At 66.5% G+C, this 18,176-nt stretch carries 29 protein-coding genes and 1 tRNA gene; 20 read left to right on the plus strand and 10 right to left on the minus strand.

Annotated features, from left to right (window positions below; all coding sequences use genetic code 11):
- Nucleotides 1-16 precede the first annotated feature (16 nt).
- Together K244_RS0118635 and K244_RS0118640 are read left to right on the plus strand one after the other, a co-directional pair.
- Nucleotides 17-259, plus strand: coding sequence for a DUF4160 domain-containing protein (locus K244_RS0118635; protein WP_020187807.1), 243 nt, complete (start codon nucleotides 17-19; stop codon nucleotides 257-259).
- A gap of 10 nt (nucleotides 260-269) precedes the next feature.
- Complete coding sequence (locus K244_RS0118640) at nucleotides 270-863, plus strand: hypothetical protein (RefSeq protein ID WP_020187808.1); 594 nt, start codon at nucleotides 270-272, stop codon at nucleotides 861-863.
- Between the two features lie 80 nt (nucleotides 864-943).
- Here K244_RS0118640 and K244_RS0118645 read toward each other — a convergent pair.
- The 9 genes from K244_RS0118645 to K244_RS0118680 form a co-directional block, all read right to left on the minus strand.
- Nucleotides 944-1,020: transfer RNA gene (locus K244_RS0118645), tRNA-Met, on the minus strand.
- Between the two features lie 319 nt (nucleotides 1,021-1,339).
- Entirely contained in the window at nucleotides 1,340-1,999 is a 660-nt protein-coding gene (locus tag K244_RS0118650; RefSeq protein ID WP_020187809.1) for a transcription termination/antitermination NusG family protein, read from the minus strand.
- Nucleotides 1,996-2,223 (minus strand): hypothetical protein, encoded by a 228-nt coding sequence (locus K244_RS0118655; RefSeq protein WP_020187810.1) that lies wholly within the window; start codon nucleotides 2,221-2,223, stop codon nucleotides 1,996-1,998. Before K244_RS0118655 ends, K244_RS0118650 begins: the two co-directional genes overlap by 4 nt.
- Entirely contained in the window at nucleotides 2,220-2,579 is a 360-nt protein-coding gene (locus tag K244_RS23725; RefSeq protein ID WP_155931831.1) for a hypothetical protein, read from the minus strand. Before K244_RS23725 ends, K244_RS0118655 begins: the two co-directional genes overlap by 4 nt.
- Nucleotides 2,567-5,620: a DUF927 domain-containing protein gene (locus K244_RS0118660; RefSeq protein WP_155931833.1), complete on the minus strand. Its 3,054-nt coding sequence runs from the start codon at nucleotides 5,618-5,620 to the stop codon at nucleotides 2,567-2,569. The genes K244_RS23725 and K244_RS0118660 overlap by 13 nt, the downstream gene beginning before the upstream one ends.
- Nucleotides 5,601-6,683 (minus strand): AAA family ATPase, encoded by a 1,083-nt coding sequence (locus K244_RS0118665; protein WP_020187812.1) that lies wholly within the window; start codon nucleotides 6,681-6,683, stop codon nucleotides 5,601-5,603. Before K244_RS0118665 ends, K244_RS0118660 begins: the two co-directional genes overlap by 20 nt.
- Nucleotides 6,680-6,964 carry a hypothetical protein gene (locus K244_RS0118670; RefSeq protein ID WP_020187813.1) on the minus strand — a complete coding sequence of 95 codons (285 nt, stop codon included), beginning with the start codon at nucleotides 6,962-6,964 and terminating at the stop codon, nucleotides 6,680-6,682. The genes K244_RS0118665 and K244_RS0118670 overlap by 4 nt, the downstream gene beginning before the upstream one ends.
- Nucleotides 6,957-7,241: a hypothetical protein gene (locus K244_RS0118675; protein ID WP_020187814.1), complete on the minus strand. Its 285-nt coding sequence runs from the start codon at nucleotides 7,239-7,241 to the stop codon at nucleotides 6,957-6,959. Before K244_RS0118675 ends, K244_RS0118670 begins: the two co-directional genes overlap by 8 nt.
- Nucleotides 7,238-7,492 (minus strand): YdaS family helix-turn-helix protein, encoded by a 255-nt coding sequence (locus K244_RS0118680; protein ID WP_024816610.1) that lies wholly within the window; start codon nucleotides 7,490-7,492, stop codon nucleotides 7,238-7,240. The genes K244_RS0118675 and K244_RS0118680 overlap by 4 nt, the downstream gene beginning before the upstream one ends.
- Nucleotides 7,493-7,612: 120 nt before the next feature.
- Here K244_RS0118680 and K244_RS22875 point away from each other — a divergent pair, with 120 nt between their 5' ends.
- The 14 genes from K244_RS22875 to K244_RS0118750 all read left to right on the plus strand — a co-directional run bounded on the left by K244_RS22875 (nucleotide 7,613) and on the right by K244_RS0118750 (nucleotide 13,050).
- The gene (locus K244_RS22875) at nucleotides 7,613-8,341 is read left to right on the plus strand and encodes a S24 family peptidase (RefSeq protein WP_020187816.1); all 729 of its coding nucleotides are present in this window, start codon (nucleotides 7,613-7,615) and stop codon (nucleotides 8,339-8,341) included.
- A gap of 86 nt (nucleotides 8,342-8,427) precedes the next feature.
- A complete protein-coding gene (locus K244_RS0118695) occupies nucleotides 8,428-8,742 on the plus strand; it encodes a hypothetical protein (RefSeq protein WP_020187817.1) in 315 nt (104 codons plus the stop codon).
- 102 nt (nucleotides 8,743-8,844) lie between these two features.
- Entirely contained in the window at nucleotides 8,845-9,252 is a 408-nt protein-coding gene (locus K244_RS0118700; RefSeq protein WP_020187818.1) for a hypothetical protein, read from the plus strand.
- Nucleotides 9,253-9,260: 8 nt separating this feature from the next.
- On the plus strand, nucleotides 9,261-9,689 hold the full coding sequence (locus K244_RS0118705) for a hypothetical protein (protein ID WP_155931835.1): 429 nt from the start codon (nucleotides 9,261-9,263) through the stop codon (nucleotides 9,687-9,689).
- Nucleotides 9,686-9,931, plus strand: coding sequence for a hypothetical protein (locus K244_RS23730; protein ID WP_155931837.1), 246 nt, complete (start codon nucleotides 9,686-9,688; stop codon nucleotides 9,929-9,931). The genes K244_RS0118705 and K244_RS23730 overlap by 4 nt, the downstream gene beginning before the upstream one ends.
- Nucleotides 9,924-10,169 (plus strand): hypothetical protein, encoded by a 246-nt coding sequence (locus K244_RS0118710; protein ID WP_020187820.1) that lies wholly within the window; start codon nucleotides 9,924-9,926, stop codon nucleotides 10,167-10,169. Before K244_RS23730 ends, K244_RS0118710 begins: the two co-directional genes overlap by 8 nt.
- Entirely contained in the window at nucleotides 10,166-10,420 is a 255-nt protein-coding gene (locus K244_RS0118715; RefSeq protein WP_020187821.1) for a hypothetical protein, read from the plus strand. Before K244_RS0118710 ends, K244_RS0118715 begins: the two co-directional genes overlap by 4 nt.
- Nucleotides 10,417-10,707: a hypothetical protein gene (locus K244_RS0118720; protein ID WP_020187822.1), complete on the plus strand. Its 291-nt coding sequence runs from the start codon at nucleotides 10,417-10,419 to the stop codon at nucleotides 10,705-10,707. Before K244_RS0118715 ends, K244_RS0118720 begins: the two co-directional genes overlap by 4 nt.
- On the plus strand, nucleotides 10,704-10,910 hold the full coding sequence (locus K244_RS0118725) for a hypothetical protein (protein ID WP_020187823.1): 207 nt from the start codon (nucleotides 10,704-10,706) through the stop codon (nucleotides 10,908-10,910). Before K244_RS0118720 ends, K244_RS0118725 begins: the two co-directional genes overlap by 4 nt.
- Complete coding sequence (locus K244_RS0118730; protein ID WP_020187824.1) at nucleotides 10,907-11,332, plus strand: hypothetical protein; 426 nt, start codon at nucleotides 10,907-10,909, stop codon at nucleotides 11,330-11,332. Before K244_RS0118725 ends, K244_RS0118730 begins: the two co-directional genes overlap by 4 nt.
- 74 nt (nucleotides 11,333-11,406) lie before the next feature.
- A complete protein-coding gene (locus K244_RS0118735) occupies nucleotides 11,407-12,246 on the plus strand; it encodes a hypothetical protein (RefSeq protein ID WP_020187825.1) in 840 nt (279 codons plus the stop codon).
- Nucleotides 12,243-12,617, plus strand: a complete 375-nt coding sequence (locus tag K244_RS0118740) for a hypothetical protein (protein ID WP_020187826.1) — start codon at nucleotides 12,243-12,245, stop codon at nucleotides 12,615-12,617. Before K244_RS0118735 ends, K244_RS0118740 begins: the two co-directional genes overlap by 4 nt.
- Nucleotides 12,614-12,853: a hypothetical protein gene (locus K244_RS0118745; protein WP_020187827.1), complete on the plus strand. Its 240-nt coding sequence runs from the start codon at nucleotides 12,614-12,616 to the stop codon at nucleotides 12,851-12,853. The genes K244_RS0118740 and K244_RS0118745 overlap by 4 nt, the downstream gene beginning before the upstream one ends.
- Nucleotides 12,850-13,050 carry an AlpA family phage regulatory protein gene (locus K244_RS0118750; protein WP_020187828.1) on the plus strand — a complete coding sequence of 67 codons (201 nt, stop codon included), beginning with the start codon at nucleotides 12,850-12,852 and terminating at the stop codon, nucleotides 13,048-13,050. The genes K244_RS0118745 and K244_RS0118750 overlap by 4 nt, the downstream gene beginning before the upstream one ends.
- An 844-nt stretch (nucleotides 13,051-13,894) precedes the next feature.
- Here the strand turns inward: K244_RS0118750 and K244_RS0118760 are convergent.
- Nucleotides 13,895-14,635, minus strand: a complete 741-nt coding sequence (locus tag K244_RS0118760; RefSeq protein WP_036307109.1) for a GntR family transcriptional regulator — start codon at nucleotides 14,633-14,635, stop codon at nucleotides 13,895-13,897.
- Nucleotides 14,636-14,778: 143 nt separating this feature from the next.
- Here K244_RS0118760 and K244_RS0118765 point away from each other — a divergent pair, with 143 nt between their 5' ends.
- From K244_RS0118765 to K244_RS0118780, 4 genes are read left to right on the plus strand one after another with little or no spacing between them, the layout of a single operon-like run.
- Nucleotides 14,779-15,591 (plus strand): ABC transporter permease, encoded by an 813-nt coding sequence (locus tag K244_RS0118765; RefSeq protein WP_020187831.1) that lies wholly within the window; start codon nucleotides 14,779-14,781, stop codon nucleotides 15,589-15,591.
- Complete coding sequence (locus tag K244_RS0118770) at nucleotides 15,588-16,343, plus strand: ABC transporter permease subunit (protein ID WP_020187832.1); 756 nt, start codon at nucleotides 15,588-15,590, stop codon at nucleotides 16,341-16,343. Before K244_RS0118765 ends, K244_RS0118770 begins: the two co-directional genes overlap by 4 nt.
- Nucleotides 16,336-17,418: an ABC transporter substrate-binding protein gene (locus K244_RS0118775; RefSeq protein WP_081761508.1), complete on the plus strand. Its 1,083-nt coding sequence runs from the start codon at nucleotides 16,336-16,338 to the stop codon at nucleotides 17,416-17,418. Before K244_RS0118770 ends, K244_RS0118775 begins: the two co-directional genes overlap by 8 nt.
- Nucleotide 17,419: 1 nt before the next feature.
- Nucleotides 17,420-18,175 (plus strand): ABC transporter ATP-binding protein, encoded by a 756-nt coding sequence (locus tag K244_RS0118780; protein ID WP_020187834.1) that lies wholly within the window; start codon nucleotides 17,420-17,422, stop codon nucleotides 18,173-18,175.
- The last annotated feature ends 1 nt before the right edge of the window (nucleotide 18,176 follow it).

Raw genomic sequence — 18,176 nt, forward strand, 5'->3', positions numbered from 1 at the left:
ATCAACGGGGGCGGAAATGGCACGGCTTCATCAGGACGGCAACATCACGGTTCGGGTCTACGCGAACGACCACCTGCCGCCTCACTTCCATGTCGTGACGCCGAACGCCGAAGCGCTGGTGCTGATCGACGGCCTCACCATCCTGCGCGGCGAGATCGACACCGCGACGCGCCGCAAGGTGTGGGGCTGGGTCGAGGCCAACGTCGCCGTCATCGCCGCCGAATGGAACCGTATCAACCCCCGCTTCCCCATCGCCTGAGGAGGGCGCCATGACTGAACCGCTCCGCATCAAGTCCGTCTCCGCCACCGAGGGTTCGCCGCACCTGCTGGTGACGTGGGCCAACGACATGAACCCCAGTCTGGTCCGCCTCTCCGGCTGGATCGCCAGCGGCGGCGAAGTTCTCGCCCCCCTGATGGACCGAACCGTTTTCGAGAAGCCCCGCGTGGCGGAGCACGGCGCCGCGGTCGAATGGGGCGACGATGGCGGCGATCTCGCGATCGATGCGATCCACCTCTACGGCATCGCATACGAACAACAGTCGTTTACGGGCCGCGACCTCGGCGCCTGGCAAGAGCGCCTCGGCCTATCTAACGTTGAGGCGGCGGAGGCGCTCGGCCTGAGCCGCTCGAAGTACATGGCGCTTCGGGCCGACCTCAACGAAGCGGTTCCGACCACTATCGCCATCGCTTGCCGCGCCATGCTGAACGACCCGACCGTTCTGCAGGCTCATTATCGGCCGACGCCTCGCTCCCGCGGCCCTCGCCGCGCATACGTGGGTTCGGCGTTCGCCAGGGCCGCGACAGGGAAACCCGACCCGGCGGGCTCATACCTGGGAAGCGTCGCGAAAGGCGAGCGCGGCTGAAGATGATCGACGCGGCCCCGATCGGCTTAACCGGGCATCCGAGGGGCAGGCTGCGAGGCCTCGCCTGCCGCGTCGATCTGTGGAAGCAGAGGTCGGACTTGAACCGACGACCTTCAGGGTATGAACCTGACGAGCTACCGGGCTGCTCTACTCTGCTGAAGAGGGGCGCGCCGTCATAAGCGAAGCGACGGGCGCTTATGGCTCGGGAGCAATGAAAAAGCCGCTCGACCCTATCGGGGAGCGGCTTAAACAATTCCGGCGTATTACCACTATAACGACGGCCCCTCATTGGTGGAACCGGCGAGAATCGAACTCGCGTCTCACGGATGTCTCTTAAACTCGGCGAATACTACTCGATCTCGCCGAGGATGTCAAGATCAGGACAATAGAAGGCCGTCGTGCGCAAACCTGATCGCCGGGGCGGCGACGGTAAGGCTGGGCTCCCGGAATGCTACATCGGTCGTCCTGTTCACGTTTTAGGCTGCTTTGCGCAGCAGGTCAACGGAGACGATCGGCATCGCGCTCAGCCATCCGAGGTCGACCTTGTAGCCGCCGTCGATCTTCTTCGAGCAGATCAGCCCGGTGAGCCCGCGGAGCAGCGGGTGCAGGATCTCCACGTGCTGGCCGTGGTCGTAGCGCGTCGGGTTCTTCCCGAAGTCCATCGCGCCAGCTTCCTGCGCCTCGCGCAGCGCCGCGATCTGCGCGCCCGTGATCAGGACGGGAATGCGCTCGACGCCGTTCCCCATGCCCAGCACGCCCATGACGCCGTCCACCTTCGGATCGGGCCGCTTGGCGTCGGGGAAGCCGACGAACATGTATCGCGGGAAGGCGACGCGGACGCGCTCGATGTAGGCGACGCCCTTCATCGGCCGGCGCGGGCGGAACCAGCGCTTCCCTTCCGGCAGGTAGACGCAGAGCCCGAGGCTGATCAGCGCCAGCTCGACACGACGCTCGCAAAGGGGCGCGGTCTGCAGGACGAACCACGGCATGCCGTCCACCTCGCGGTCGCGGGACAGCTTTCGCGCGGCGGAGCGCCGCGCCTTGTCCGCCTCGAGCGCGGCGCGGCGCTGCTCCACCGTCAGGGACCGGCGCGAGCGGCGAATGGTGGCGGAGAAGAGGGGGGCGGCGTCGGTCATGCGGCGCCTCCGACGACCCGACCGTCGACAGTGACCTCGCCCCAGACCTCGTCGACGCGCCTGACGGAGACGCCGGTGTGGTTCGTGACGAGGCAGACGAAATCGCCGATCTCGGCGTCGATCCCGATCACCGCCGCCTTGATCAACTCCGCCTCAAGGCGCCCAGTCGTCGGATCAATCCATTTCTCGCAGATATCAACGTCGCCGCTGGCCTTGATGATCACGCTGCCGTCCTCCGGTCCATGAGCACGCCGTTCCAAGCCCCGGCGGCCGCCTCTTTGGTCAGTTTGGTCATTTCAGAAAGAAGAATGACCAAAGCCCACCCCAAGAGACTGAGGGGTTTGGTCAGTTTGGTCAGTTTGGTCACTCTCTGAAGGGGGTATTCTCGCGCGCGCAATCTCACGACGGATCGAGAACCCCGCATCACGCGTCCGCGCATCGATTTCGCGTGACGTGCATCGATCACCTGACCAAACTGACCAAACTGACCAATGCCAAGAGGCTCTTGGGAAAAACGTTGGTCAGAGTACGGACCGAACTGACCAAACTGACCAAAATCGCTGACCATCACGCGCCCCACGGAAGGTCGTCATCGAGGTCTCCGCGGTAGGGATCCGCCGGACCATTGATGGCGACGACCGGCGCGAGTTCTCGGTCTTCCATGAAGGCGCCGAGCCCGAAGCTCTGGCGGCTCAGGGCGTAGGCGTTGATCCGCAAACCGCCCGGGATGTACTGGATGTACCGCCGGGTCGCGTCTTTCCTGCGGTGGAGCCCCTGCGTCCGCTCGAGCATCTCGGCGAGCGCCTGTTCCTTCATCACGTTGCCGGCGGCTTCCCGGAGCGCGCCCTTTGGGATGTAGACAGCGTCGCTGTCGTACCAGCCCTCCGCCTCCCGAGACGGGTTGCCGCCCGCGCCTGGCGTCACGTGCTTGATGCTGACGTTCCAGCGAGAGACGATCCAAGTCCGCAGGTTGTTCGTCGCCTGCGCGTCAGGGTCCAGCGCCTCGGCGTTAGTCGACGTCTGGAACCTTCCCCAGGCCCAACCGATTGCCCTCTGCACGTTGACCTCAGGACAGATCAAGCCAGCCTCGCGCGCCAGCTCGCCGGCGACCTGAAGGACGGCGAGCGGCGTTGCGGCCCGGACGGTCGCAGCATCGGCGTCGCCCGCGAGGGCCTCGCCTACGCGCATGATCCGCTCGCGAACTTCGGACGCCTTCTTGTGCAGCCCGGTCTTCACGAGGTGCTCGACGAATGCAGGTCCGGCATGGCCGTAGTTGGCGCGCACGCCGCCGATCTGACGCAGGCGCTCGGCGTCAACGCGGCGGTTCACGCCGGTCACGTCCACGTCGAGGATGCGGACGCTCATCCCGGCGAACCATTCGCCGCCGTCCGAGGTCACCTTCTCTTCAAGGGCCTGCTCGCCGGAAAGCACGGCGAAAGTGCGCCACGTGTGGACCGGCCTGACGCCGGCCGAGGCGTTCATGCGAGCCTTACCCGCCCCGCCTGCGATCATGTAGATGATCTTGGCGACGTCCTTGCCCCGCACGTGGGCCATCTCGTCGAGCGACAGGACAGTGCCGGTGGAGCGCGTCGCGGCGGCCTCTAGCGCGTTGTCGGTTGAGCGCGCGGACTGGAACAGCGACTTGTCGCGCGTGCCGTCCGGCACGCACCACGCTGACGTCGCGATCCGTTGCGCGGTGGACTTGCCCGCCGACGACATTCCGGTGAAGTCGATCCCGCAAGTGTCGATCGCCGTCAGGTCGACCAACACGCCGGCGAACCCAGCCAGCAGGCCGATCGTCCAGTGCTCGCAGCCGGGCGTGGTCGCGGCGAGCGTGGCGGCCTTCTTCCAGCCCTCCAGCGTCCCGCCGGTGGCGACCGCCGGCGACATGCGCGCCGAGATCGCGAGTTCGACCGTTGAATTCGCGGGCGCCCCGATCGCGACGCCGGATGGCGTCATGAACATAGGGGTCGGAATGCTCTCGATGTGATGCCAGCCAGGACGGGACACCACCGCGATCTCTTTCTCCGGATCCGCGCCGCGTAGGACGCTGATGACCGTGAGATGTCCGTCGCCTTCCGTCCGCAACCCAGCCGCCGCGAGCTGCGCACGGAGTTCGTCTCCGCCGCGAGCCATCGTTCCAGAGCGTTCGACGTCGATCGTCTGGGGCGCGCCGTTCATCCCCTGAACCACAAGCCGCAGGCCGTAAGTGTCTTCCTTGTCGAGCTGGCGGAGTCGGGCGAGCACACCGAACGGTGAGCACACCGGCAAGGTGGTCACGCTGCCCTTATCGTCGGCCTCAATCCTCAGGACGCGGAGCTTGCCGGTCGCGGTGTGGCCGTAGTGCAGGCTGATCAGGTCGAGTTCGGGCAGCGGATACATCTCCGCGGCTCGCTCGGCCTCGCTCTTGCGCTCGTGCGCGGTCTGCTTCTCGTCGATCTCGGCCTGTGTCGGCACGAACGGCGTCGCAGCCCGCAAACCTTCCGCGACCGCCACCTCGCCATACTCGTTCATGACATCGAGCCAGTCGAGCGTCTGGCCCGTAGAGCCCGGCAACGCAATCTTGACCCTGATCCTGTCGGCCAGCCGCATACCTAGCTTACGGGCCGCTCGCTCTCCTGCCCTCGATGGCGGACGCCCGTTCTTTCCCGCCTCGTCACGGTCGGCGGCGGCGACGACGAGATCGCAAGCCGGCCAAGGCTCGAACGCTTGAAGCCCGCCGGCGGAGATAGCGGCCGCAACGACAAGCGTTCCCTCGGCGACCTTCGCGGCGAGGCTGTAAGCGACCGCGGCGCCGGTCTCTATGCCTTCGGTGACGATGGTCGTCTTTGCGGTCTCCGGGTCCCCCCACAGAACGCTGAGCCCCGCCGTGCTCTCGACGCCCGACGCCTTGGACGCCGATTTCTTGGCGTCGCGGGGCTCGCCCTTCTTGTCCTTCGGGATGTCGGCCTTACCGACGCCGCGCTCACCCAGATAGATCCGGTGGGCGTGCGACCGCCCATCCGGCCCGACCATCTTGAACACGGCGCATGGGTAAGTTCCGATCGTGTCGAATGCGATTTCCTTACCCGGAGACCGCTTCGCCTCGACGTAGGACAGCCGCTCGATGCCGACGAACTTGGTCGTAGGCATCGAGACATCGGCCGGGTCGATGCGAAGCCGGCTGGCGAGATAGGCCCGAACGAGTTCATCGTCGCGGTTGTCCGGCGGCGGGCTGAGCAGCGCGGTCGCCGTCGTCTGCATGCGCCCAGGGTCGCGGGGCGCGCGCTCCATGATCAGGTCGGAGGCGCCGAGCAGCTCGGCGACACGCAGCTTCTGATCGTCGAAGCTCGGAAGACCCTCGCACTTGCCCACGACGCCGAAGATGTCTTCGCCCTTGGCGCAGGTGCAGTAGGACCGCGCCCGCTTCTCATCCCAGCGCCAGTCGTTGGTCGGGTCGCCAGGGTGGTCCGGGAACGGGCAGTTGATGTGCGTGCCGCGGGAGTTGCTCCACGGCACGCCGATCGCGCCCAGCACATCGATCTCGCGCCCGCGGACACGCTGCCGGATTTCGCCGGTCTTTACGAACCGGGCCTTCTCTTCGGCGGGAAGTGCAAACGGCTTACTGGACGATCGTGACACGCTTCGCGGCCCTCGTCAGTGCGGTGTAGAGGTGCGCCGTCGCGTGCTCGCGGAAGAACGAACTCTCGTCGAAGACGACGACGTCGTCCCACTGCGAGCCCTGCGATTTGTGGACGGTGAGCGCGTACCCGTAGGTGAACTCGTCGATCCGCTTCCGGGCGCGCCAGTCGAGCTTGGCTTCCTCGCCCGTGAAGAACTCGTTCGGGACCACGATGTCGGCGGCGGCGGCTTCGTCCTCCGACGTCACCTTCATGCGGTGGACGCCGGACACGTCGTGCATCGCGCGGTCGACCCGCCAGAGCCCGCCGTTCAGCAGGCCGCGGTCGCGCTTGTTCTTCAGGCAGACCAGCTTGTCGCCCGTAGTTGGCGCGGAGGGGCGGCCGAGCAGCCCCCGGAACTTCGTGTTGATCTGCTGCCGCGTCACGTTGCGCCCGACCAGCACCTGGTCGGCCTGCAGCACGTCCTCCTCGGTCAGGTCGGCGCGGCGGATCACCCGGCTCTGGCCGTATTGCCCCAGCGCGAGCCGGCGACCCTCGCGGATGTCGATCGACATGCGGATGATCGGGTTCCCGGCAAGCTGGCGGTGGATCTCCGTCAGCATCGTGTCCGGCTCAGCGTCGGTGAAGTAACCGGCCCCGCTTACGGGCGGGAGCTGCGCCGGGTCGCCCAGGGCGAGGATCGGCACGTTGAAGCTGAGGAGGTCGCGCGCGAGGTCTTCGTCGACCATCGAGCACTCGTCGATGACCAGCAGCGTCGCGTCGCGCAGCGGGCCGTTCGTGTTCAGCTCGTACTCAACCGAGCCATCGCGCTTCTCCACCGGCCGGTAGATCAGCGAATGGATGGTACTGGCGTCGGTGCAGCCGCGGCGCTTGAGCATCAGCGCGGCCTTGCCGGTAAACGCCGCATAGCGCGTCGAGTAGGACACGCTCTCGGCGAGCTGCTTCGCCAGCGTGGTCTTGCCGGTGCCGGCGTAGCCGAACAGGCGGTAGACGGGAGAGCTTGGGGAACGAAACCACCGGGTGAAGTCGGCGGCCGCAATCTCTTGCTGGGGCGACAGGATCAACCGCGCCTCCTTTGGTTCTCGAGGTCGCGGAAAAAGGGCTTGGCCCTGCCTTCATGCCGGGCGAACAGCGCGGTGAGCTTTTCGATCGCGTCCCACACCACGAGGGCGCGGATCTGGCCGGGATCGGGCTCCGACCGCATGCCGGCGTCGATCAATCCGGCCTGGACGATCTCGATCCGCGCGGCCTCGGCGCGCGCGGTCTCGAACATCTCGGTGATGCTCGGCTTGTCTTTGCCTGCCTCCAGAAAGGCGGCGTGCACGAGGGCCTGGCCGTCAGCCATGGTCGACCCTCGCGCTACCGAAAAAGCACCAGCCGTCAGCGGCGACGAACCGCCGCCGTCGCGGAAGCTGGATCGATCCGATCTCATGCCGCCGCGAGGGCTTGGGCGCCTCGAACACGCGGAACCGCGGCTCGCGCGGCTCGACCATGTTCGGGAAGCCCGCGGCGTGATGGGTGATCAAGTCGGCGAGGTGCCGGAAGGATGCGGAGGCGCTCGCGGACGTGCAGACCGCCGCGCGGTTCGCCATCCGCAACGCCATGTCGGCGCGCCGGCTCACGCGGCGTTCGCCTGCGGGGAGGGCGGTGCCGGATAGAGATCCGGACGCAAGCAATGTCGAGAGACGCCAGTCTCACGCTCGATCGCGAGCACGAATTCGGCGGGCGGCCCGATCTGGCGCTTCTTCACCCAGTAGAAGACGTTCTGCTGGATAGTGCCGATCTTCCGCGCCAAGGCTGTCTGACCTCGGGCTCGGTCGATCGCCAGCAGGAGGGCTTCCGTGGGCGTTTGGGGAGCTTTGGTGTCGATCATCGGCAGGCACCCTAACAGAGAGGCCTGTTAACCTACAATCTAATTTGTCCGGCGTCCACAATCGCTTTCCACAGAATTTTCTGTTAGAACGCGAGCATTCAACGAGATGGCGGACGGGAAATGGCGAAGCTGACGACCCTGGCGGATAAGGTCAGGCACATCCGAACGGTGAGGGGGATGAGCCAGCAGTCTCTCGGCGTTTTTGCGGGCGTCACCCAACAATCGATCGAGGCCATCGAGTCCGGGCGCACAAAGCAGCCTCGGTCCATCGTAGAAATCGCCGGAGCGCTCGGCGTTAATCCTGCGATGTTGGTGAACGATCAGGTCGTCCTGGACACCGAGGCGTTGACCTTCGAGCCTGTTCCGCTCTCGCGGGCTTCAAAGCCTTCGGAGATTGAGCCGGCCGAACACGCCCCCGATCATGCGAGCCTCCGGCAGGCGCCGCAGGACGTGCCGGTACTTGGGACAGCGGAAGGCGGCGCCGTAGGCGACTTCACGCTGAATGGCGAGACGATCGACTACGTACGGAGGCCGCCCGGCATCGCGAGGGCGAAGGATGTCTTCGCGCTCTACATCACCGGGCAGAGCATGTACCCCCGCTTTAACGAAGGTGAGCTAGTCTACGTCTCGACAGCCCGTCCGCCCGCGATCGGGGATGACGTGATCGTTGAGCTTCATCCAGAGAACGGCGACGCCGCCGGTCCTGGGTTCATTAAGCGGCTTGCGAAGCGGACCCCGACGAAGATCATCGTGGAGCAGTTCAATCCGCCGGCTCAGGTGGAGTTCGATCGCGCGGAGGTGAGGTCGCTCTTCCGGATCATCCCATGGCCAGAGGTCCTAGGGATCTGACAAAGTCGATTAACCAAAAAAACTGTTGCATCACAATTTAGCCTGTGAGATCGTGACCTCGTTCCCGCCGACGAGGTCACCGACCGATGCACACCGCTTCTGAAGTTCTCGACATTGCCCGCGACGCCGCCGCCGAGGCTGGCATCGCGATGTTTGACCAGGTCGGCGACCGTGCCGACTGCGGCCTCGCCGTCGTAATCCTTCCCGGCCGCTCGCCGCTGGTGAAGGCCGCCAAGGCTGAAGGCATTCGTCTGCAGAAGCAGACCGGCGGATACGCCATGTCGCTCTGCACCGGCCTGCGCACCCAGTCCCGCATCGTCTTCGAGAAGGCTTGCGACGCGTTCGTCGCGACGGCCGCCGCGCACGGCTACGAGGCGCGCACCCACTCTTGGGCCGACTGAGGTCTTCGCCGAGCCCGTCGCCGGCGGGCTCCACGAAGGCCTCGAGCCTTATCGCTTCCACCGTTTCGACCTTCGCACCTTCGTCAGAGGGAACGACCCGTCATGTCCAAAATCGCCGCTGTGAACTTCGACGCACCGGAGCCAAACGTCCTTGAAACCGCCGTTTCCCCGCTCGCCGTCGGATGGAATGCCGCCGACGGCGAGCCCATCCAGCAGCGGGAAGGGTTCGACCGGCTCCTCGCCGCTTGGCGGCGCGAGATCATGGACTACTCGAGCCCCGACACCGACAACACGCGCATCAGGCAGATCGAGAACGGCAACCGAGATCTCGAACTCGCCGCTCTGATCATGGCGTACCCGATCCCGTACGACTGGCAGATCGGACTGAAGCTTGAGGTGCTGGCCCACTATGCCGTCCTCGGCGGCGCCGGAGCGCTTCCGGGGGTGCGCCTCGTGAACCAGGCCGTTCATTTGCTGCGCGCCGACGTCGCTCAGTTGATCGACGCGTGATGCCGGCCATGACAACCATGACCGCCGAATACCGCGCCCTGACGCTCTACAGCGAGCCCCCGGCCGGCTGCATCGTCTTCCCCATCACCCGTGAAGGCTTTGAGCCGCACCTGCGCCTCGGCGAGATCGCGATCGTCGACAAGTCCGACAAGGATCTGGTCAACGGCGAGCTGTACGTGGTCGGCGTCCGATCGCCGATGGTGCCGGATGGCGTTGCGAAGCACCTCGCTCAGGTCTGGGCGCGTGAGTACCGCGGCCTCGACGGCGAGCCTTTCACCGGCTGGTGGTGGGGAGACCTGAACCGCGAGGGCCGGCTGCGACTATCCGAAGGGCCGATGTTGGCCGAAGGTCTCGCCCGGATGATCGTAGGCCGCGTGATCGGCCTCTACGCCCCGGCGGTCGAAGGGCCGAAGCGGCTGGCGGGAGCTGCGTCGTGACCGCTGCCGAGTGGATCGCGGCGGCGCGCGCGAGCGGCGTCAGCGTCTATCTCGATCCGCGCCCTAACGCGAGGCATCGGGCTTGGCTCTCCTACCCGGTGCATTGCCCAGGACTTTCAGATCCAGAGCCTTATCACCCCGAACGTTGGGACGATCTGGACGTAGAGCGCGCGGCGATCCCGGATGAGGAGCTGATCGCTGCGCTCAGGCTCGAAAGCTGCGCGGCGGTCCCCGATGGCTGACGTCATCCCGTTCCCCGCGCGCCCGCGCCTCGTGTACGCGCGCCCCGCGCATGCAGGCTCGCGAGGCTCCGTCGAAAAGTGGCAGGAGCCCGGCGGCGCCTGGGTCGTCGACCACACCTCGTCGTCCGGAGACAGCCACGGCGTTCTCGCCCGGTTCAACGCCGAGTTCGACGCCGACCGCTTCATCCGGGAATGGAACCGCAAACACGGGGGCGATGGCCCCAAGGGAGCAGCATGACCGTCCGCGAAGAGACCAAGAGGGCCGTGCTCGCCCAGATCATCACCGTGATGGAGGCCGCGGACGCCCAAGGGGTCGACCCTTGGATGGCAGCGGAGGGCGTCTATCCCACGGTCCCGACCGACGTCATCGCCGAGGCGTGGTGTCAGTTCGAAGCCGCCAAAACGGACGCGTGGTGGCGTTCCATGGAGCAGACGATCGACGGCGAGATCGTGAAGCGCGCGCTCAAGGCGCCGGGCGGCGCGGCATGACCGGGCTCAGCTCCTACGACGCCGGGATCGCTGCCGCGACTGAGGCCGGCCGCGAGATGGCTGAAAACGGCCGCGCAGTCGTGGCCGAGCGCCTTCGGCAGCTGCTGGCCGCAACGAACCTTTCTCCGCCGACCGACGAAGAGATCGATCGCGGCTTCGATGTGCGGATCAGCGTCGCCTACGTCGAGGTGCGCGAGGTCGCCCTTGTTCGCGGGTTGTCGCCGGAGCAGGCCGACGACGTCAGTTCGGCCTTCCTAGTCGCCGCGACCGCGGGGAGGACGCAGTGAAGTCCACCAGCGAAATCAGGAAGCTGTGTTCCGCAGAGGCCAAGGCCCGCCTCAAAGCCGAAACTCGCCTTGCCGAAGAGGTCATGCGCGCGGACACCGCCGAGCGCGACCTGAGGAACATGACGTTGGAGATGCGCCGGCTCAAGGAACGCTGCGAGCGCGCCGAGGCCGAGGTCGCCAGTCTCCGGAGGATCCCGGCATGACCGCGCTCTTCCTTGACGCCCGCTTCGACCAGTGCCGCACGCCGAGGTGGACCGCCGCGACGCCTGTGCTCGAGCGCGAGGTCTGCGGCGACCGCGTCATCCCTGGCCGCACCTACTGCGCCGCCTGCCGGGAGACGTTGATCGCCGGCCAGATGGTGAAGGGCAAGGTAGAGTGGTTCAACCGCGTCGGCGGGCGGCCGCCTCAGGACGTCGAACGGGACGTCGCGGAGGCTGATTTGCTGGCCCCAGATTTGGGGAGTGCAAGAGGATCAGCCGTTATGGGAAATCCCATGACGGACACCGATGCGGACAGCCCCTCCGAAAGAGGGCCTGTGGACGAGGAGGCCGAGCCCGAGGGCGACCGCCCTTTGCTGCTGGACGTCCTGAGCCTCAGGTCGGCGGGCTGGGGGATGGCGGCATGAGCAGCTTCCCTCAATCTGAGGAAACCTCCGCCAAGGGTTCGCACACTTTGCGAACCCTTCCCGACCATACGTCGTTGAGACGTCCTGTCCGCGCCCTCGACCTCGGCGCCGTCGCCCCGAACGAGGTGACGTCCACCGGGCCGATCTTCGAGAACGTCGACCCCGCGACGCTGCTGGTCGACGAGCGCTACCAGCGCGAGCTGTCGGCGAAGGGCAGGGCGCTGATCGCGAAGATCGTCGCGGGCTGGGATTGGCGGCGCTTCAAGCCGCCGGTCGCCGTCATGGTGGACGACGGCCTGGAGCTGATCGACGGCCAGCACACCGCGATTGCGGCGGCGACGCATCCTGCGGTCACGACCATCCCCGTGATGATCGTCGAGGCGGAGGAGATCGCCGACCGGGCCAAGGCCTTCATCGGCCACAACCGGGACCGGGTCGCGGTGTCCGCGATGGATCTCCATCACGCCGCGGTCGCTGCCGGCGACGAGGACGCGCTGACAATGGCCCAGGTGTGTGAGCGGGCACGCGTGGTCGTCCGTCGCCAGCCGCCCTACGCGGGCGCTTACCTGCCGCGCGAGACGGTCGCCATCGGCGCGATCCGGACGCTGATCGACAAGCGCGGCGCGCTGCGGGCTCGGCAGATCCTCGGGGCGCTGGCGGACGCGAACCTCGCGCCGATCACGTCCGGCGCGATCAAGGCCGCCGACTTCATCGTCCACGATGCCGAGATGGCCCCGGAGATCGATCTGCCGGGCCTATCGGCGGCGATCGTCGCCGCGGGGCCGACCGTCGAGCACGAAACCAAGATCACAGCGACGACGCTTTGCGTGCCCGCGTGGCGCGCGATGGCGATCGTCTGGTTCAAGGCGCGGCCCAAGCGGAGGAAGTCCGCCGCCGCCGAGGAGGCAGCATGACCATGTCCCGACAGGGCCTTGATGGCCTATGCGCTGCCCAGGCGGCCGAGCTGCAGAAGCTGCACGCGCGTGTGGCCGATCTGGAGCGAGAGCAGAAAGAGACGCGGCGGCCCGCGGTTGCGGGTGACGCCTTGCGGGAGAAGGTCAAGGACATCGTCGAAAGATCCGGGTTCGTGAACCCTGGCGTGGAGGAAGAGGCTGCCGACGACATCTTCGCGCTCTTCGCGGCTCGGGAGGCCGCGGCCGCGGCGGCGCTCCACGAAGCCGAAGCCTTCATGTCGATCGTCGAGCCCCGGAGCGATAAGGCGGAGTGTCTTCGCATCTTGGCAGTGATCCGGAACGCCATCACCGTGCTGGAGCGAGCCCGATGACCGCCCGCCGCAAGACGCCGGCCGAAGCCCGCGCCGCCGCCGAGGCGATCAAGGCGCATCGGGGCCGCTGGACCCGCAAGGGCCAGAAGCCCGACGCCCTCCCGATCCGCGTCATGGACATCGTCGAGGGCTACGTCGTCGCGCGCTGCAAGGGCGCCGCGCCGTTCCTCACCCACGTGACCGACTGGCCGAAGCAATTCGAGCCGATCGGGGAAGGGGAGGGCGTCCAGCCGTGAGCGCGACGATCGATCTCGAGAACGACCGGTTGCTGAAGATCGCCGAGGTGTCGCACCGGACCGGCCTTGCCCCGTCGACCATCTACAAGAAGATGGACACCGCGGGCTTCCCGAAGCCCGTCAAGCTGGGCACGCGCACCGTGCGCTGGTGGCAATCCGCTGTCGTCGCCTGGCTGTCGAAGCAGATCGGCGACTGACTCAAGCCTTTAACAAACCGGGTACAAAACCGGGTAAAATTGGCGTGGAGCGCGATCTTAACCAAGAAAACCAACGGTTCTTGACTGACGCTCCCTCCGCCACGACATAAGCTATTGTAGTAACTACGATTTTTGCCTTTAATGGCGCAAATCTCCTCGACTTTCCCGACCGTTTCGGTCGCCTCGGCTTAGCCTCGCTCATCAGAGACGGTTTCATGGAGATTTCGGCGAATTTCAGCGCCGAAGTCTCGCGTGCGCCTTTCAGTGGTACGGCGATCTCACGGATATCTCGCTCTGGCGCACAGTCATCGAACCGTAATGGGGAACAATAGAAGCCGCCCCGCAGGCGGCTTCGATGGGCAAGATGTTGTCCGATCAGGCTAAGCGAAACGCCTCGCGCTGACTCCGCCAGTCGAGCGGAAAGCGCGTGTCGGCCATCAGCCTGCTGGCGGCCAGATCGGGATAACGCCCTCGAGCAGTCCTGCGATGATGTCCGGAGCGAGGAAGATGATGCGGACCAGGCGGGTGACGTAGGAGGCAGGAACGTATGGGTCTTGCCGTCATACTTAAAACCCTCCTCGATCACCGTCACCGTGTGGCTGCGGCCGCCCATTCCCGAACCAGCCTCGCGCCGGGTCGAAGGCGTGCGCGAGGTTCAGGCCGGTCAGGATCCTCCGCCCGGCGAACGCGTGACGTGCGTCTCGGTGGGCGGCGGGGGCTACGGCGATCCTCGATCACGCTTGACCGAAGCGGTCTTTCGAGACGTGGCCTTCGGGTACGTCTCCCGCGAGGCGGCCTTCGCCGTCTATGGCGTGAAGGTCTGACGATGATGTGACGGCCGGCCTTACGCCTCGCGCGGGTTCTGTTGCACCACGTAGTTGATGTGGAAGTCCTCGCGGTAGAACGACTCGCCCCTCACCAAAGGGCGTCGATCCGCGCTCAGCAACACGTAATCGCGGATCAGCAGCGGGCTGCCGCGCTTCACGGCCAGTTGGGTCGCCACCGCGCCTTTTGCGATGCCCGCGCGGATGGCGCCTTCGACTCGCAGCACCGGCAGCCGCAGGTCCTCGTCCAGAATCCGGTGGATCGATTTGGTCCGGATCACCTCCTGCGACATACGACGTCCGAGTTCCCCCGGGATGACGCGCCGCTCGAGGCTCATCCGCTCCCCGCCGACCAGGCGCAAGCGGTCCAACCGGTAGACCTGCTCGCCTTCGTCGAGATGCAGCGCCTCGATCTCGATCGGGCTCGGCCTGTCGCTCGCGAACCCCAGAACCTCGTAGTCGATCACGGCGCCCTTCGCCGCGAGCTGCTCCTCGAACGAACGGACGCGGCTCAGGTCGATCGGCGCGCTGATCGGCGGACGGGCGACGAAGGTGCCGCTGCCTGCGCGGCGCACGATTACTCCCTCATAGACAAGCTGCTGGAAGGCCTTGGCGACCGTCGCCCGCGTGGTCGAAAACTGCGACGCAAGCTCGGGCTCGGACGGCGTGCGGTCGCCCTCGACCAGCCGGCCCGCAGCGATCTCCGCCCTAAGGAAGCGCTGGATTCGGACATAAAGCGGCACGAAGTCCGGCTGCGACAAATCATGCTCCCGCGAATAAAGCTGCATAGTCAACTAGACATGTCCAAGCTTCGGCTTATAGGATCACGACGCGTCGGGAAAGGGCCCGCAGCGCACCCCCGAGGCGGATTGCCCATGATCCTCCCCTTTCCGAATACGGCGCGATGACGGACGTGGCGGCGCCCGCCCTGACGGCGAAGCCGGTTCGGCGCAGGGAGGCCCGACGCCGGTCCCACACGCTGCTCTATCTCGCCTCGATCGTCGTCGGGCTGGCGCTCTGGCACATCGTCGCAAGCGGCTACTCCAGCTTCGTGCTGGCGTCTCCCCTCAAGGTGCTTGTCCGCCTCGGCGAACTGACCTGGAGCCTTGAGCTGCCCCGCGCGCTCGGCGGCGCGCTGCAGCACATGGCGCTGGGTTACGTCATCGCCTGCGCGATCGCGCTTCCGATCGGAATGCTGATGGGTCGCGTGCGGTTCATCAACGACCTGCTCGATCCGATCGTGAACCTCATCTATGCGGTGCCGAGCGTCGCCTGGGCGCCGTTCATCATGATCTGGTGCGGCCTCTACTTCGAGGCGCGGGTCGCGCTCGTCGTCATGATGTGCGCCTTCGATATGATTATCGTCGTGAGCGCGGGCGCGCACAATGCCGAGAAGCGCCTGCTCGACGTCGGCCGGTCTTTCGGAGCGAGCGGCTGGCAACGTTTCCGGCTCATCCTGCTGCCGGAGAGCCTGCCCTTCCTGTTCACCGCCTTGCGCATCGGCGCGGTGCGCGCGGTGAACGCCATGATCACCGCCGAACTGTTCCTCGCGGCCGTCAACCTCGGCTCGATCATGAAGCAGTCCGCCGTGCGGCTCGACAGCGCCGCCGTGCTCGGCGTGCTGGCCGTGCTCTGCCTTCTCGGGCTCGCGCTGCAGGAACTGCTGCTGCTGATCGAGCGCCGGATCTGCGTGTGGCGTCCGGGGAGGTCGTCATGAGGGTCCCTCGTCTCGCCGTGAACGCGCTCGGCGTCGGGCTCGCGCTCGCCGGCTGGCAGATCGCCGGAAGCGGATTAGGAGACGCGCTGGTCGCGACGCCGGTGCAGGTGGCGGAGGCGCTCGTCGACACGATCCGCGACGGGTCGCTCTGGCCGGCGCTGTGGTCGATGGGCTGGCAGATGATGGCCGGCTACCTCGCCGCGATGGCGGTGGGCGTTCCGCTCGGGGTCGCCATGGGCCGGTCCGACGTGGTGTTGAGCGTCGTGAAGCCTTGGGCGCAGATGTTCATCGTCGTGTCGGCCGCGGCCATCGTCCCGCTGTTCATCATCCTGATGGGCCGGGGCGTGCTGTTCTGCACGTCGATCGTGTTCGTCGCGACCGTCTGGTACGTGGTGGCGACGATGACCGAAGCCGCGCGCGGGGTCCCGCCGAAGCTGCTGAACGTCGCCCGCTCCTTCGCCGCCAGCGATTTTCAGCGCTTCCGCTACGTCATCCTCCCGGCGCTGCATCCCTTCGTGCTGATCGCCGCCCGCATCGGCCTGGTCCACGCCCTGCGGGCGATGATCACCGCGGAGATGTTCATCAGCGCGGGCTTCGGCGGCCTGCTGAACAACGCCGGCCTCGACCTTTCGACCGCGCCGCTGTTCGGCCTGATCGTGATCCTCATGGCGCTCAGCGTGGGGGCCACGAGCCTGCTGCGCTGGACGGCCCACCGCTCGGCGCCCTGGTACGCAAGCCGGACCAATGGCTGACCACCCACAGAACGCAGGGGAACTGACGATGTTCGAGAGCATGAACCGCCGTGATCTCCTAAAAGTCGGCGCTGGCGGACTGGGCGTCCTGGCGCTGGGCGGAGGCGCCGGCGGGGCCTTCGCCGCCGAAGCGCGCACGCTGAAGATCAACACTTTGGCCTCGGCCGCCGCCGTTAACGTGCCGATGCAGTCGGCCTTGCGGGCCGGCCTCGGCAAGATCGCCGGCTTCACGGCCGCCGAGGTGCGCCCGACCGCCAAGATTCCGCAGATCGCGCAGGAGGTGATCGCAGGCTCCGCCGATCTCGGCGACGCCGACGTCGCCTCGACGCTGGCGGCCGCGGAGGCCGGCGCGGACCTGAAGATCATCGGCCTGTCCTACAGCAACACCTCGCAGGTCATCGTCGTCAACGCCGACAAGACGAAGAGCCTGGAAGACGTCGCCAAGGCGGGCGGCACCATCGCCGTCAACAGCATCGGCGACTTCATGTACGTGATGCTGATCGGCGTGCTGCAGAAGCGGAAGATCGACGCGAAGAGCGTCAACTTCATCGAGATGGGCTCGTCCGGCGACCGCGCCCGCGCGTTGCTCGCCGGCCGCGTCGACGCCGTGCCGATGCACGTGGAGCAGGCCTCGCAGCTCGCGCAGAAGGGCAATTTTCAGATCCTCGTCCGCCCCTGGCAGGAGTACGACAACTGGTTCAGCGCGGTGGTCATGACGACCGGCGCCTGGCTCAAGGACGACGCCAACAAGGCGGCCGCCGTCGCCGTGCTCAAGTCGATCCTGACCTCCTTCCGCCAGACCGACGACGACTACGCCTGGTACAAGGCGCAGGTCGCCGAGTACGCCTCCTCCAAGGAGCTGAAGGGCGCGGACGACGCCTTCCTCAAGCCGGTCTGGAGCACGTTGACGACGGAGATCAAGGCGTTCCCGAAGAGGATGGACGAACTGAACGCCGATCAGTTCGCCAAGGTGATCCCCGTCTACAAGGAGGCGGGGGCCCTCAAGGGCACGGTCGATCTCAGCAAGCTGATCGACCGCACCTACCTTGAACAGGCGCTCAAAGAGCTCGCTTGAGATGGCGCGCCTATCGGTTTCCAACGTCTCGAAGTCGTTTGGAGACGTCCCCGTCCTGATCGATCAGTCGATCGAGGTCGCGGACGGCGAGTTCGTGGCCCTGCTCGGCCCTTCGGGCTGCGGGAAGTCAACCCTGCTGCAGATCATCAACGGCCTCACGTCCGTCGACTCCGGCCGGGTCGTGCTCGACGGGCAGGACGTGACCGGCAAGTCGGGGTCCGGCCGCGGCATGGTCTTCCAGGGCGCCGACCTGTTCCCTTGGCGCAGCGCCATCGAGAACGTCGCCTTCGGTCTTGAAGTCATGGGCGTCGGCAAGGCGGAGCGCCTCTCCCGCGCGCGGGAGTACCTGCATCTCGTCGGCCTCGGCGGCTTCGAAGACTCGTGGCCGCATCAGCTCTCCGGCGGCATGCAGCAGCGCGTCGGGATCGCCCGCGCCTTCTGCGTCCGCCCCAAGCTGCTGCTGATGGACGAGCCCTTTGGCGCGCTCGACGTCCAGACCCGCGACATCCTCCAGGACGAGTTGGTCCGGATCTGGGAAGCGGAGCGCAAGATGGTGCTGTTCGTCACCCATGGCATCGAGGAGGCGCTCTACCTCGCGGATCGCATCCTCGTCTTCAGCAAACGCCCGGCGCACGTGCTCAAGGAAATTGTGGTGCCGTTCGAACGGCCGCGCCGCGAGACCATGAAGCTCGAGCCGGAGTTCCTGCAGCTCCGGCGCGAGATCTCGGACCTGCTCCGCCACGACATCACGGCCTGAC

The sequence above is a fragment of the Methylopila sp. 73B genome (assembly GCF_000526315.1).
GTDB lineage: Bacteria > Pseudomonadota > Alphaproteobacteria > Rhizobiales > Methylopilaceae > Methylopila.

Excerpts from the sequence above, each read along its gene's own strand:
- K244_RS0118705 (WP_155931835.1), top strand. The coding sequence starts at position 9,261 with ATGACAACCATGACCGCCGAATACCGCGCCCTGACGCTCTACAGCGAG.
- K244_RS0118765 (WP_020187831.1), top strand. The coding sequence starts at position 14,779 with ATGACGGACGTGGCGGCGCCCGCCCTGACGGCGAAGCCGGTTCGGCGC.
- K244_RS0118650 (WP_020187809.1), bottom strand. The coding sequence starts at position 1,999 with ATGACCGACGCCGCCCCCCTCTTCTCCGCCACCATTCGCCGCTCGCGC.
- K244_RS0118770 (WP_020187832.1), top strand. The coding sequence starts at position 15,588 with ATGAGGGTCCCTCGTCTCGCCGTGAACGCGCTCGGCGTCGGGCTCGCG.
- K244_RS0118740 (WP_020187826.1), top strand. The coding sequence starts at position 12,243 with ATGACCATGTCCCGACAGGGCCTTGATGGCCTATGCGCTGCCCAGGCG.
- K244_RS0118745 (WP_020187827.1), top strand. The coding sequence starts at position 12,614 with ATGACCGCCCGCCGCAAGACGCCGGCCGAAGCCCGCGCCGCCGCCGAG.
- K244_RS0118720 (WP_020187822.1), top strand. The coding sequence starts at position 10,417 with ATGACCGGGCTCAGCTCCTACGACGCCGGGATCGCTGCCGCGACTGAG.
- K244_RS22875 (WP_020187816.1), top strand. The coding sequence starts at position 7,613 with ATGGCGAAGCTGACGACCCTGGCGGATAAGGTCAGGCACATCCGAACG.
- K244_RS0118680 (WP_024816610.1), bottom strand. The coding sequence starts at position 7,492 with ATGATCGACACCAAAGCTCCCCAAACGCCCACGGAAGCCCTCCTGCTG.
- K244_RS0118700 (WP_020187818.1), top strand. The coding sequence starts at position 8,845 with ATGTCCAAAATCGCCGCTGTGAACTTCGACGCACCGGAGCCAAACGTC.
- K244_RS0118780 (WP_020187834.1), top strand. The coding sequence starts at position 17,420 with ATGGCGCGCCTATCGGTTTCCAACGTCTCGAAGTCGTTTGGAGACGTC.
- K244_RS0118775 (WP_081761508.1), top strand. The coding sequence starts at position 16,336 with ATGGCTGACCACCCACAGAACGCAGGGGAACTGACGATGTTCGAGAGC.
- K244_RS0118695 (WP_020187817.1), top strand. The coding sequence starts at position 8,428 with ATGCACACCGCTTCTGAAGTTCTCGACATTGCCCGCGACGCCGCCGCC.
- K244_RS0118640 (WP_020187808.1), top strand. The coding sequence starts at position 270 with ATGACTGAACCGCTCCGCATCAAGTCCGTCTCCGCCACCGAGGGTTCG.
- K244_RS0118670 (WP_020187813.1), bottom strand. The coding sequence starts at position 6,964 with ATGGCTGACGGCCAGGCCCTCGTGCACGCCGCCTTTCTGGAGGCAGGC.
- K244_RS0118710 (WP_020187820.1), top strand. The coding sequence starts at position 9,924 with ATGGCTGACGTCATCCCGTTCCCCGCGCGCCCGCGCCTCGTGTACGCG.
- K244_RS0118635 (WP_020187807.1), top strand. The coding sequence starts at position 17 with ATGGCACGGCTTCATCAGGACGGCAACATCACGGTTCGGGTCTACGCG.
- K244_RS0118715 (WP_020187821.1), top strand. The coding sequence starts at position 10,166 with ATGACCGTCCGCGAAGAGACCAAGAGGGCCGTGCTCGCCCAGATCATC.
- K244_RS0118730 (WP_020187824.1), top strand. The coding sequence starts at position 10,907 with ATGACCGCGCTCTTCCTTGACGCCCGCTTCGACCAGTGCCGCACGCCG.